This is a genomic window from Meridianimarinicoccus marinus, assembly GCF_040689105.1.
Lineage (GTDB): Bacteria > Pseudomonadota > Alphaproteobacteria > Rhodobacterales > Rhodobacteraceae > Meridianimarinicoccus > Meridianimarinicoccus marinus.
This window is the reverse complement of the sequence record NZ_JBFBVU010000002.1, coordinates 1-12500: the sequence shown is the minus strand read 5'-3', so window position 1 is coordinate 12500 and position 12500 is coordinate 1. Positions and strand designations below refer to the sequence as shown.

At 65.2% G+C, this 12500-nt stretch carries 14 protein-coding genes; 6 read left to right on the top strand and 8 right to left on the bottom strand.

Annotated features, from left to right (window positions below):
- The first annotated feature begins 11 nt into the window (after positions 1–11).
- Together AB0T83_RS02060 and aroB are read left to right on the top strand one after the other, a co-directional pair.
- Entirely contained in the window at positions 12–593 is a 582-nt protein-coding gene (locus AB0T83_RS02060; RefSeq protein WP_366191124.1) for a shikimate kinase, read from the top strand.
- Complete coding sequence (aroB, locus tag AB0T83_RS02055) at positions 580–1707, top strand: 3-dehydroquinate synthase (protein WP_366191123.1); 1128 nt, start codon at positions 580–582, stop codon at positions 1705–1707. Before AB0T83_RS02060 ends, aroB begins: the two co-directional genes overlap by 14 nt.
- A gap of 101 nt (positions 1708–1808) precedes the next feature.
- Here aroB and AB0T83_RS02050 read toward each other — a convergent pair whose 3' ends face one another.
- Both AB0T83_RS02050 and gloA2 read right to left on the bottom strand, forming a co-directional pair.
- Entirely contained in the window at positions 1809–2498 is a 690-nt protein-coding gene (locus AB0T83_RS02050; RefSeq protein ID WP_366191122.1) for a M48 family metallopeptidase, read from the bottom strand.
- A 95-nt stretch (positions 2499–2593) separates the two neighbouring features.
- A complete protein-coding gene (gene gloA2, locus AB0T83_RS02045; RefSeq protein ID WP_366191120.1) occupies positions 2594–3040 on the bottom strand; it encodes an SMU1112c/YaeR family gloxylase I-like metalloprotein in 447 nt (148 codons plus the stop codon).
- Positions 3041–3205: 165 nt separating this feature from the next.
- On the opposite strand from gloA2, the gene AB0T83_RS02040 reads away from it, so the two are divergent.
- Both AB0T83_RS02040 and AB0T83_RS02035 read left to right on the top strand, forming a co-directional pair.
- Positions 3206–3616, top strand: coding sequence for a universal stress protein (locus AB0T83_RS02040; RefSeq protein ID WP_366191118.1), 411 nt, complete (start codon positions 3206–3208; stop codon positions 3614–3616).
- 40 nt (positions 3617–3656) lie between these two features.
- The gene (locus AB0T83_RS02035) at positions 3657–5288 is read left to right on the top strand and encodes a BCCT family transporter (RefSeq protein WP_366191117.1); all 1632 of its coding nucleotides are present in this window, start codon (positions 3657–3659) and stop codon (positions 5286–5288) included.
- Positions 5289–5345: 57 nt separating this feature from the next.
- Here the strand turns inward: AB0T83_RS02035 and AB0T83_RS02030 are convergent, their stop codons facing one another.
- From AB0T83_RS02030 to AB0T83_RS02010, 5 genes are read right to left on the bottom strand one after another with little or no spacing between them, the layout of a single operon-like run.
- Entirely contained in the window at positions 5346–6527 is a 1182-nt protein-coding gene (locus tag AB0T83_RS02030) for a vWA domain-containing protein (RefSeq protein ID WP_366191115.1), read from the bottom strand.
- Positions 6528–6530: 3 nt separating this feature from the next.
- Positions 6531–6695, bottom strand: a complete 165-nt coding sequence (locus tag AB0T83_RS02025; protein WP_366191114.1) for a hypothetical protein — start codon at positions 6693–6695, stop codon at positions 6531–6533.
- On the bottom strand, positions 6692–8083 hold the full coding sequence (locus AB0T83_RS02020) for a DUF2927 domain-containing protein (protein WP_366191112.1): 1392 nt from the start codon (positions 8081–8083) through the stop codon (positions 6692–6694). Before AB0T83_RS02020 ends, AB0T83_RS02025 begins: the two co-directional genes overlap by 4 nt.
- A gap of 2 nt (positions 8084–8085) precedes the next feature.
- A complete protein-coding gene (locus AB0T83_RS02015; RefSeq protein WP_366191111.1) occupies positions 8086–8526 on the bottom strand; it encodes a GNAT family N-acetyltransferase in 441 nt (146 codons plus the stop codon).
- Positions 8523–9365 (bottom strand): AAA family ATPase, encoded by an 843-nt coding sequence (locus tag AB0T83_RS02010; protein ID WP_366191109.1) that lies wholly within the window; start codon positions 9363–9365, stop codon positions 8523–8525. Before AB0T83_RS02010 ends, AB0T83_RS02015 begins: the two co-directional genes overlap by 4 nt.
- A gap of 215 nt (positions 9366–9580) precedes the next feature.
- Here AB0T83_RS02010 and dksA point away from each other — a divergent pair, with 215 nt between their 5' ends.
- Both dksA and AB0T83_RS02000 read left to right on the top strand, forming a co-directional pair.
- Entirely contained in the window at positions 9581–10003 is a 423-nt protein-coding gene (gene dksA / locus AB0T83_RS02005; protein ID WP_193140740.1) for an RNA polymerase-binding protein DksA, read from the top strand.
- 78 nt (positions 10004–10081) lie between these two features.
- Positions 10082–11251, top strand: a complete 1170-nt coding sequence (locus AB0T83_RS02000) for an FAD-dependent monooxygenase (RefSeq protein ID WP_366191107.1) — start codon at positions 10082–10084, stop codon at positions 11249–11251.
- A gap of 159 nt (positions 11252–11410) precedes the next feature.
- On the opposite strand, the gene xth is transcribed toward AB0T83_RS02000, so the two are convergent.
- Entirely contained in the window at positions 11411–12208 is a 798-nt protein-coding gene (gene xth / locus AB0T83_RS01995) for an exodeoxyribonuclease III (RefSeq protein ID WP_366191105.1), read from the bottom strand.
- Positions 12209–12500: the final 292 nt, after the last annotated feature.

Sequence of the window (12500 nt, the reverse complement as noted above, 5' to 3'; positions counted from 1 at the left end):
TAAATAAACAGATGAGGGAAAGGGCCGGCCTTTTGGCGCAGGAGCTGAAAAAAACTGTCGTTCTGGTGGGAATGATGGGAGCGGGGAAAACCGCCGTGGGCACGGCTGTGGCGCGCAAGCTGGGAGTGCCGTTCATCGATCAGGATGACGAGATCCAGGCGGCGGCAAATTCCACGATTTCCGAGATTTTTCAGACCTATGGCGAGGCCTTCTTCCGCGAGAAGGAAACCCAGGTGCTGGCGCGGCTGCTGGCCGGACCGCCCTGCATCCTGTCCACCGGCGGCGGGGCCTTCATGTCGGAACGCAACCGCGACCTGATCGCGGCCTCGGGCGTGTCGGTCTGGCTGAATGCCGAGTTGAACCTGCTGTGGGCGCGGGTGCGGTATCGCGACACGCGGCCTCTGCTGCGTACAGAGAATCCCTATGAGACGCTGAAAACCCTGTTCGAGGCGCGCACGCCGGTCTACGCGAAGGCGGCAATTCATGTCTCGTCGTTTTCCAATTACTCCGTCGATGACATGGCCAACGCGGTGATCCGGGCGCTGACCGAACATCCCGACATTCTGAAGGTGACCAACCATGCCTGCCGTTGAAACCGTTCATGTCCCTCTGGGCGACCGGGCCTATGACGTACATATCGGGCCGGGACTGCTGGCGGATGCCGGGCGTCACATCGCGCCATTGCTGAAACGCCCCCGCGTGGCCATCGTCACCGATGACAATGTGGCGGCGCGGCATCTGGCTGGACTGGAGGCCGCGCTGGCGGCCGCGGGCATCGACAGCAGCGCGCTCGTGCTGCCGGCAGGCGAAAGCACCAAGGGCTGGCCCCAGTTTACCCGCACCGTCGAATGGCTGCTGGAAGAAAAGATCGAACGCCGCGATGTGGTCATCGCGCTGGGTGGTGGTGTGATCGGCGATCTGGTGGGGTTTGCGGCGGCGGTGCTGCGCCGGGGCATCCGCTTCGTGCAGATCCCGACCAGCCTGCTGGCGCAGGTCGACAGTTCGGTGGGCGGCAAGACCGGGATCAATGCGCCGCAGGGCAAGAACCTGATCGGCGCCTTCCACCAGCCCAGTCTCGTGCTGGCCGACAGTGGCGTTCTGGCCACCCTGCCGGATCGCGATTTCCTTGCCGGCTATGGCGAGGTGGTGAAGTACGGGCTGCTGGGCGACGCCGATTTTTTCCAATGGCTGGAAGAACATGGCCCGGCGCTGCGGGCGGGCGACGAGGCCGCGCGGATCAAGGCGGTGCGCCGATCGGTGGAGATGAAGGCCGAGATCGTGGTGGCCGACGAGACCGAGCAGGGCGAGCGCGCGCTGCTCAATCTCGGGCACACCTTCTGCCATGCGCTCGAGGCGGCGACGGGCTTTTCCGACCGGCTGTTGCACGGCGAAGGCGTGGCCATTGGCTGTGCGCTGGCCTTCGAGCTGTCATCGCGGCTGGGTCTGTGTGCGCAGGAAGATCCCAGCCGGGTGCGAGCGCATCTTCAGGAAATGGGCATGAAGCGCGATCTTGCTGATATTCCCGGGGAATTGCCGGGTTCTGAGGCGCTGATCGCGCTGATGGGGCAGGACAAGAAAGTTGTAGACGGCACGCTGCGATTCATCCTGGCGCGGGGCATCGGTGCGGCTTTCGTCACCGAGGATGTCCCGGCAGAGGTCCTGCGCGCGGTGCTGGATGATGCCTTCGCACAACGGCCCGCAGCCTGAGGGGCGGCTCCCGCCCCGCCTTGCCCCTTGCGGGGCGCGGCGGGTTGGGCCGGGCGCCGCTGCGCGGCGCGATGAGTATTTCTGACAAGAAAAACCGGGGACTAGCCTTCGGGCTGCCAGCGGGATTCCAGCGCCTCGATGGCCGCGATCCGGGCGTCGGTCCTGGGGTGGCTGAGCAGCCAGGCGGGCATGGTGGCGCCATGGGCGCCGGTCAGCCCGTCGAGTTTTCGGAACAGCGATTTCTGCGGCGCGGTGCCGATGCCGGCCTTGACCAACAGGGCGGAGGCATAGGCGTCGGCTTCGAATTCGTCGCCGCGCGACAGATGCGCGGCCAGCAGGGTGGCCAGGCCGTTGGCGATCCAGACGCCGATGCCTGGCAGGAACCGCGACAGCACCACTGCAAGGGCGCTACGCAGGGCATTTTGTCCTGAAAAATCAATGAGTCGCTTGCGGGCGTGGCCGAGGGCGACATGGCCCAGCTCATGGGCGATGACGCTGGTCATTTCGGCGGCGGTGACCTCGCCCGCGCGGTACTTGTTGTAGAAGCCGCGGGTGATGAACACCCGTCCGTCGGGCGCCGCCAGCCCGTTCACCGGGTCGATGTTGTAGAGGTTGACCTTGATGCGCGGCAGGTCCAGAGCGGCGGCCAGCTTGTTGAATTCACGCGACAATCCCGGATCCACCAGTTCGGTGGATTTGGCGTCGAGCTCGCGCCGGGTGCGGAAGGCCGAGACCATGTACATGGCCAGACCGTAGAGCACGGCCAGCAGGATCGGGGTCAGTTTCAACATGCTCTAGAGATGGGGGCGCGGGGCGGTTCCGGCAAGAAAAAAGGGGCTGGAATGTGTATGGAAAACGTATGGCGCGTGTATGGCTCGCGCGCCGCTCAGCTTTCGTAGAATTCCAGCGGCAGCCCGTCGGGATCGGGGAAGAAGGTGAAACGGGCCCCGGTATAGGGATCGGTGCGGATCGGCTCGACCGCGATGCCGGCGGCTTTCAGCGGCGCGATCGCGGCCTCGAGGTCGGTAACCGCGAAGGCGAGATGGCGCAACCCCTGCGCCTCGGGGCGGGAGGGGCGCGGCGGCGCGTCGGGAAAGGTGAACAGTTCGATGCCGATGCCCGAGGGGTGGCGCAGGTCGACTTTCCACGAGGTGCGCGCGGCGCGGAAATTGCGGTCTACGACCTCGAACCCCAGAAGATCGCCGTAGAAGGCAAGGCTGGCGTCGAGGTCGGAGGCGATGAGGGCGACGTGATGCAGGGCTTTCAGGGTCATGCCCCCGGCAAAGCAGACCGGGCCGTGACGCGCCAGCAAAAAGCGCGCCCACCCCGCCATGTCGCATTTCCGGGCCGACCCGGCGCTGCCGGGACAGTGCCGGGGCTGCGCTGTCTTACGCTGGGTCAGCAATCATCCATGAGACAATCACCGGAACTCCGCTATGGTGGGGCAGGGTGAGACATGCCCGGCCGGACCCGTCGGGCGGACAGGAAGGGAGACGGCATGTTCAAACGCATCATGATGCCCATCGACTTGAGGCATCTCGACAGCCAGGCCCGGGCGCTGACCTGCGCCCATGATCTGGCCAAGCTTTACGACGCCACGGTGATCTATGTCGGTGTCACCGCCGCGGCGCCGACCGAGGTGGCCCATACCCCGGCCGAGTACAAGGCCAAGCTGGCGGGCTTTGCCACCGGGCAGGCCGGGCAGGGGATCGCCACCGAGTCCCATGCGATCATCGACCATGATCCCGCCGTCGATCTGGACGGGGCGCTGCTGCAGGCGGTGAAGGACACCGGCGCCGATCTGGTGGTGATGGCCAGCCATGATCCCGGCATCCTGAATTACGTCTGGCCCACCAATGGCGGCAAGATCGCGGGGCACGCCCATGTGAGCGTGCTGGTGGTGCGGTGATCACCACGGCCCGGCAACACGAACTGACAGGGAGATCCTCATGACCGAAGCGACCGACACCAGTATTCCGGCGCCGGAAGGCGACGCGGAGATCATCGAAACCGATTACACCCTCGGACAGGACAATTTCGAAACCCAGGTCGGGCCCTTCGGCGTGGACATCCACAACCCGGTGTTCCTGATTTCCGGGCTGAGCATCATTGCCTTCGTCTTCTACGCGCTGGCCCTGCCCGAGCAGGCGGCGGGCTTCTTCGGCTGGTTGCGCCCGGCGCTGACCAGCAATTTCGACTGGTTCTTCATGGGCGCGGCCAACATCTTCGTGCTGTTCTGCCTGTTCCTGATCGTCTCGCCGCTGGGAAAGGTGCGACTGGGCGGGTCCGATGCGACGCCGGACTACAGCTATATCGGCTGGTTCGCGATGCTGTTCGCCGCCGGCATGGGCATCGGGCTGATGTTCTATGGCGTCAGCGAACCGATGAGCCATTTCGGCACCTCGATGGGCGGTACCACGGTGGAAGACGGCGCGCGCACCGACTGGGCGCCGCTGGGTGGCGCTGCGGGAGACCAGGCGGAATCGATCCGGCTGGGCATGGCCGCCACCATCTATCACTGGGGGCTGCACCCCTGGGCAATCTATGCGGTGGTGGCGCTGGCGCTGGCGCTGTTCAGCTATAACAAGGGGCTGCCGCTGACGATCCGCTCGGCCTTCTATCCGTTGCTGGGCGAACGTGTCTGGGGCTGGTGGGGTCATGTGATCGACACGCTGGCGGTGTTTGCGACGCTGTTCGGGCTGGCGACCTCGCTCGGGTTCGGCGCGACGCAGGCCAATGCCGGGTTGAACGAGTTGTTCGGGGTGCCCGTCAGTTCGACCACCGAGGTTATCCTGATCACCGCAATCACCGCCGTGGCGCTGATTTCGGTGGTGCGCGGGCTGGATGGCGGCGTGAAGATCCTGTCCGAGATCAACATGGGGCTGGCCTTTCTGCTGCTGCTCTTCGTGCTGATCGTGGGGCCGACGGTGGCGATCCTGACCGGGTTTGCCGACAGCCTGCTGGCTTACGTGGAATATCTGCCGGCGCTGGCGATGCCACTGGGCCGCGAGGATGTGAACTTCAGCCAGGGGTGGACCGCCTTCTACTGGGCGTGGTGGGTCAGCTGGTCGCCCTTCGTGGGGATGTTCATTGCCCGCGTCAGCCGGGGCCGCACGGTGCGCGAGTTCATCATCTGCGTGCTGCTGATCCCGTCGCTGGTCTGCGTGCTGTGGATGAGCGTCTTTGGCGGCACCGCGATCCAGCAGGTCGTGCAGGATGGCGTCACCGCCGTCAGCGAGGCACCGCTGGAGTTGAAGCTGTTCAAGATGCTGGGCGAGTTGCCGCTGAGTGGCATCACCTCGTTCATCGGCATCATCCTGGTGGTGGTGTTCTTCGTCACCTCGTCGGACAGCGGCTCGCTGGTGATCGACACGATCACGGCGGGCGGCAAGATCGACGCGCCGGTGCCGCAGCGGGTGTTCTGGTGCATCTTTGAAGGCGCGGTGGCCATCGTGCTGCTGATCGGCGGCGGGCTGGCGGCCTTGCAGGCCATGGTGATCTCGACCGGGTTGCCGTTCACGGTCATCCTGCTGCTGATGTGCTGGGCGATCTACAAGGGGCTGAAGTCCGAACGGGGCTAGGCGCACATATCCGTCCCGGTTCCGGCGCTTTGCCGGGGCCGGGGTCTTCCGCCGGGCCTAGCCCAGCACCCGCATCCCGCGGTCCAGCCCTTCCAGCGTCATCGGCACCATGCGGTTTTCGAACACCTGCCGGATCAGGCCGATGGACTGGGTATAGCCCCAGTGTTTTTCCGGCACGGGGTTGATCCACAAATGATCGGGCCATTGCTGGCAGGCGCGGCGCAGCCAGGTTTCGCCGGCTTCCTGGTTCCAGTGTTCATTGGCGCCGCCGGGATACATGACCTCGTAGGGGCTCATAGAGGCGTCGCCGACGAAGATGCATTTGTAGTCCGGGCCATAGGTGTGCAGCACGTCCCAGGTCGGGGTCTGCTCGGTCCAGCGGCGGGAATTGTCGCGCCAGACGCCTTCATACAGGCAATTGTGGAAGTAGTAGTGTTCGAGATGCTTGAATTCGGCCTTGGCGGCCGAGAACAGCTCTTCCACCAGTCCGATGTGATCGTCCATCGAGCCGCCCACGTCGAGAAACAGCAGCACCTTGACGGCGTTGCGCCGCTCGGGGCGGGTTTTTACATCGAGGTAGCCGTGTTCGGCGGTGGCGCGGATGGTGCCGTCGAGGTCCAACTCGTCATGAGCGCCTTCGCGGGCCCAGCGGCGCAGACGTTTCAGGGCCACCTTGATGTTGCGGGTGCCCAGTTCGACGGTGTCGTCGAGATTGCGGAACTCGCGCTTGTCCCAGACCTTGACGGCGCGGCGGTGGCGGCTTTCGTGCTGGCCGATGCGCACCCCTTCGGGATTGTAGCCATAGGCGCCGAAAGGCGAAGTGCCGGCGGTGCCGATCCACTTGCTGCCGCCTTGGTGGCGGCCCTGCTGCTCCTTGAGACGCTCCTTGAGGGTCTCCATCAGCTTCTCGAAGCCGCCCAGGGCCTCGATTTCGGCCTTTTCCTCGGGCGTCAGGGTCTTTTCGGCCAGTTTCTTCAGCCATTCCTCGGGCAGATCGACCTGGCTGACCAGTTCCGACAGATCGACGTGTTCCAGCCCCTTGAAGGTCTCGGCGAAGGCCAGATCGAAGCGGTCGAGATGGCGTTCGTCCTTCACCATGGCGGTGCGGGCGAGGTAATAGAAGCCGTCCACGTCATAGGTCACCAGCCCGGCGGCCATGCCGTCGAGGAACGACAGGTATTCGCGCAGGCTGACGGGGATCTTGGCGCTGCGCAGATTTTCGAAGAAGCGCAGGAACATCCCTCAGACGATCCGGTTCACGAGGATGGTGACGAACAGGCCCAGCAGCGCGAAGGCGATGCCGTAGCCCGCGCCGTATTGCAGGATGTCGGCAAGATTGCCCTTGCGCTTGCGGGCGAGGTGGCTGCCCCAGAGTGCGCCGGCGAATGCGGCAATCAAGATGATCATGTTCCCTCCAGTGCGCGCGGCACCAATGCGTCGATTTCAGCGGCCCGCCGCAACACGTCGGCGTCCGAGCGCAGCCCGTAGCGCGCCCAGCCATAGCCGTCGCGGCGTGTGGCGCTGGCTTCGCCTGTCCGGCCGAGCGCGTCAAGCGCTGCCGCCTTCACCAGCAGGAAATCGGCCAGCAGGGCTGCGTTCTCGGCCTGCTCGGCGGCCGGGATGTGCTTGTCGGCCAGTCGCAGGACGGTGTCCATCTCGCCGGTGGCCAGTGCGAAGGCCGAGATCTGGATGCCGACGTTGGCGCCATGGATCGCGGTGGCGTCGCGCTGCTGGTAGACATAGCCCGCCTGAAAGAAGTCCTCCAGCGCCTGCGGGCCGTTGCCGCCGGCGGCCAGTCGTCCGCTGGTCAGGAAGGACAGGCCCAGCCGTGTGTCGTCCCAGCCCGCGTCGAGCGCCAGTTCCAGCGCCCGGGTGGCCGAATTGCGGCGCGCGCCCATGGAGCGGTCGGGGGTCAGCGCCCCGTCGATGGCGCGCAGCCACGACTTGGTCGATGGCTCGTAGGGGCGGGTGGCATAGCGGCGCCCAGCTGGGTTGATGCGGTTGAAGACGCCGGGCAGCACGGCGGCCAGTTCGCCCGCTGTCATGCCGTTGCGCAGGGCCGGATCATAGGTGGCCTTCAGGATCAGCATGTCGAAGCCGGTCAGCACCGAATGCATGTTGTCGTCATTGAAGATCGAGTCTTCCAGCCGGTAGAGATCGTTGACCGGGCCGAGCGCCTGGGCGGTTTCCTCGTGCAGGCAGTCGCGGATCTCTTGCGGGCTGACATCGGCTGGAATGAAGATCGTGGCGGCGGTGCGTTCGGTCAGCCCCGACCAGTTCAGCCCGCTGATGCGGCGGCGGCTGCTGAATTCGGCCCAGGTGATATGGCGCGGCAGCACGAAGCAGGCCGCCGCGGGCACTTCGCTTTGCAGATCGGCGCGGGCGATGGCCTCGATCACGATGGCGGCGGTGTCCGGGGCCTTGACCTGCCGCAGGTCGACGCCGGCCTCGCGGCGGATGCGGGTGACCAGCCGCGACAGTTCGGTGCGGAAGATCGGAGTGACATCGCCGGTCAGGGCAATGGTGACCGGTTCGGAAAACCGAGTGAAGACCGGCAGGCTCTCGCCATTTTCCAGCTTCATGGTCAAGTCGATGAAATCGCGCGCCAGTTCGGTGTTCGAGCGACGGGGCGGTTCGGGATGGGCCGCGCCGAAGGTTTTCATCGGCGGCAGGGCGCGGGTGGCAGCGATCATCTCGGGGCTGGGCTGGGCCGGCGGGGTGTCGAACGGCTGGGCACAGGCCGACAGCAGCAGGGCCACGGCGAGGGCGGCCAGCAGGCGCGCGTGCCGGATCATCGTCAGGACCGCCTGTAGACCATGAAGGGCGTGGCGGTGCCGATCCGGTCGTAAAGCTGCCGTGCGGGGGCGTTGAAGGTCTGGGTCAGCCAGTAGACATCCGGCGCGCCGCGCGCGTCGGCGGTTGCATAAACCGCCTCGATCAGCGCCCGGCCGATGCCGGTACCGCGCTGCGCGGGCGCAGTATAGAGGTCTTGCAGGTAACAGACGTCGGTGGCCTTCCAGCCGTGGGCGTGGAACAGGAAATGCACCAGCCCCAGAAGCTCGCCATCCTGTTCGGCCACCAGCCCGTGGATTTCGGGCGCGGGCGCGGTCAGCCGCGCGAATTGCCGGTCGAACTGTTCGGCGGGGAGGGTGGTGTCATAGAAGTCCAGGTAGCCAGTCCAGAGCGCTTGCCACCGGGTGCGATCCTCGGGCCGCACCGGGCGGATGGTCGGGCTCATCTGCGCTGGCTCCGCGCCATGAAGGCGAGCCGTTCGAACAGATGCACGTCCTGCTCGTTCTTCAGCAGCGCGCCGTGCAGTTTGGGCAGGGCGGAGCTGGCGTCGGCCTTCAGGTCGGCGGGGTCCAGATCCTCGGCCAGCAGCAGCTTGAGCCAGTCCAGAACCTCGGAGGTGGAGGGTTTCTTCTTCAGCCCGCCGGTGTCGCGAATCTCATAGAACTGCTCAAGCGCGGCGGTCAGCAGGGCGGGCTTGATGCCGGGGTGATGCACCTCGACGATGCGCTTCATGGTCTCGGTGTCCGGAAAGCGGATGTAATGGAAGAAACAGCGGCGCAGGAAGGCGTCGGGCAGTTCCTTTTCATTGTTCGAGGTGATGATGACGATGGGCCGATGGGCGGCACGCACGGTCTGGCCGGTTTCGTAGACAAAGAACTCCATTTTATCGAGTTCCTGAAGCAGGTCGTTTGGAAACTCGATGTCCGCCTTGTCGATCTCGTCGATCAGCAGGACCACCTTGCCCGGCGCCTCGAAGGCCTGCCACAGCTTGCCCTTGCGGATGTAGTTGGCCACGTCGTGCACGCGTTCGTCGCCCAGCTGGCTGTCGCGCAGGCGCGAAACGGCGTCATATTCGTACAGGCCCTGCTGCGCCTTGGTGGTGGATTTGATCGACCATTCCAGCATCGGCAGGTCCAGCGCCTCGGCCACCTGCCGGGCCAGTTCGGTCTTGCCGGTGCCGGGTTCGCCCTTGACCAGCAGCGGGCGCTCCAGCGTCACGGCGGCGTTGACCGCGACGGTCAGATCGTCGGTGGCGACATAGGTATCCGTGCCTGTGAACTTCATGCTACTCGTCCTGCCCATCCTTGGTATCCGCGCGAACCTAGCACAGCGTGCCGGTGCTGCAAGCGGGCGTTAAAGAAGGGTGGAATCAGCGTGACAAGCTGTTGGGGTTCTTGTATTCGGGCGCTGTAGGACCAGACCCGCATGTTTACCAAGGATTTCGGTCATGTATGGCCGCGAGACCCGAGGTCCCTGCCGGGAGAAAAAGGGGAGCAGAGATGAAGGCCGAGGTGTTTTTGCCCGATGATTATCGTCCCGCCGAGGACGAGCCCTTCATGAACGATCGACAGCTGGAATATTTCCGTCGCAAGCTGACGGCCTGGAAGAACGATATCCTGGTGGAAAGCCGAGATACCATCGAAGGTCTTCAGGACAGTTCGCGGAATTTTCCGGATGTGACGGACCGCGCGTCAGAAGAGACCGACCGGGCGCTGGAATTGCGTACCCGTGACCGTCAGCGCAAGCTGGTGTCGAAGATCGACGCCGCCCTGCGCCGAATCGACGAAGGTGAATACGGATACTGTGAAGCGACCGGAGAGCCGATTTCGCTGAAGCGACTGGATGCGCGTCCCATCGCCACCATGACGCTGGAAGCGCAGGAACGTCACGAGCGCCGTGAAAAAGTGCATCGCGACGACTGAATTTCGGCGCAAGCTGATATTTGTCAAGGCACCCGGGTCTCGCCCGGGTGTTTTTCGTTTCCCAAGGGAGGGCGTCTCATGCTGATCGGACAGGATATCACCGTCATCGGCGCTGGCATCGGCGGGCTGACCGCAGCGCTTGCGCTGGCCATGCGCGGTGCGCGGGTCGAGGTGCTGGAACAGGCGGCGGAGGTCACCGAAGTCGGGGCCGGCATTCAGGTCAGCCCCAACGGCATGGCGGTTCTGGACGCCCTGGGGGTGGCCGATGCACTGATCGCGCGCTCGGTGCGCGGCCAGAAAGTCACCTTGCGGGACGGGCTGACCGGCAAGGCCGTGGTCGAGATGGATCTGACCGGCCTGAAGGCGCCGCAGCCCTGGCTGTTCGTGCACCGGGCCGATCTGGTCGATGTGCTGCACGCGGCCTGCATCGGTGTCGGCGTGGAAATTCGCCTGAATACCGGGGTCGAGACCCTGTTGCCGGTGGATGGCGGGGTGCAGCTGGAGATGGCTTCGGGCGAGACCCTGACCCGGCCTTTGGTCATTGCGGCCGATGGCGTGCGGTCGAAGGCGCGCGCGGTGGTGGCCGGCGAGGAAGAGCCCGCGTTTACCGGCCAGACCGCCTGGCGGGTGCTGGTTCCGCAGCCCGAAGCGGTGGCCCCGGAGGTGCAGGTCTTTCTCGGCCCCGGACGCCACATGGTGGCCTATCCCCTGCGCGATGGCCGGACGATGAACGTGGTGGCAGTGAAGGAGCGGGATCACTGGGTCGGCGAGGGCTGGACCCAGCAGGATTATCCCGAAACCCTGCAGGCGGCCTTTTCCGATTTCGCCCCCGAGGCGCAGGCCCTGCTGGCCGATATCGAGGAGGTCTACCTGTGGGGCCTGTTCAAGCGGCCGGTGGCGCAGGTGTGGTCGCTGGGACGGCTGGCCCTGCTGGGCGATGCCGCCCATGCGACCCTGCCGTTCCTGGCACAGGGCGCCTGCATGGCCATCGAGGATGCCTGGGTTCTGGCCGATGCGCTGGCAAACGCCGCTTCACCGGAAACCGGGCTGGCGGCCTATGAAACCCGGCGCATCGACCGCTGTCGCCGGATCGTGGCCGGGGCCGATACCAACGCCCGCGCCTATCACCTGGGCACGCCGCTGCGGTCTGGCGCGCTGGCGGCGCTGAAACTGGGCGGCAAGCTGGCGCCCAAGGCCGCATTGAACCGGTTCGACTGGTTGCACGGGCACGACGTCACCAAGGACTAGGTGCTTGGTGGCCTCCCTGTCGCAGGGCGGCTCCCGCCCGTCGTTGCCCCTTGCGGGGCGCCTCCCGTTGGGCCGGGCGCCGCTGCGCGGCGCAGGGTGAGTATTTTGGCCAAGAAGAACGGGGCGGCGCGGTAGAACAGAGCGCCCGCCAAATTGCGCTCAGGCCGCAAGGTCGATCCAGACCGGCACGTGATCGGAAGGTTTGTCGCGGCCGCGGATGGCGCTGTCGATCTGGCAATCGTTCAGAAGGTCAGCGGCTTGCGGCGACAGCAGCAGGTGATCGATGCGGATCCCGTCATTCCTGTTCCAGGCTCCGGCCTGGTAATCCCAGAAACTGTAATGTTCCGGGCCGGGATGCGGCGGCATATGCGGATGACAGGCACGGAAGGCCTCGGTCAGCCCGAGGTTCACGATCCGACGCCAGGCGGCGCGGCTCTCGGGGCGGAACAGCGCGTCGTCGCGCCAGGCCTCGGGGCGCGCCGCGTCTTCGGCTTGCGGAATGATGTTGTAGTCGCCGCAGATCACCATCGGCTCTTCCCGGGGCAGGAGGGTGGCGAGATGCGCTTCCAGCCGCTGCATCCACGCCAGCTTGTAGTCGAACTTGGGTCCCGGTGCCGGATTGCCGTTGGGCAGGTAGAGGCCGCAGACGCGCACCGGCACGTCTCCCATCACGGTGGCCTCGATATAGCGGGCCTGTTCGTCGGCATCATCTCCGGGAAGGCCCCGGCTGATGTCTTCCAGCGGCAGCTTCGAAAGGATCGCGACGCCATTGAAGGACTTCTGGCCGTGGGTTTCGACCTGGTAGCCGAGATCCTCGAAATGGGCCGCGGGGAAGTTCGCATCCACCGACTTGATCTCTTGCAGGACGGCCACGTCGGGTTGCGCTTCTTCGAGCCAATCCGTGAGGGCGCCAATGCGGGCCTTAATGCCATTGATGTTGAACGTCGCGATTTTCATGGGCTCTCCGATGCTGTTCCTTGGCATACCTTGAGGGACCGTTCAGCGTCCAGTCGGGCGCGGATGGCCGGTCGAATTTGGGCGGGATTCGCGAGTCGCGACGGGTTTCTGGCCTTGAACCAGGCGGGGAGGCTCGCTTGTCCCAGGGGCAGTCGTGCCGGTGATCCGTCTGCCCGAAATCCCAAGCCGCTGATATGACGCCGCTTCCGGAACAATTTCTCAAATCTGTGATTTTCTTTGAAAAAGGGGGTTGCGACTCTTTGAGAGTGGCTCTAGACACCCCTTCACCGAC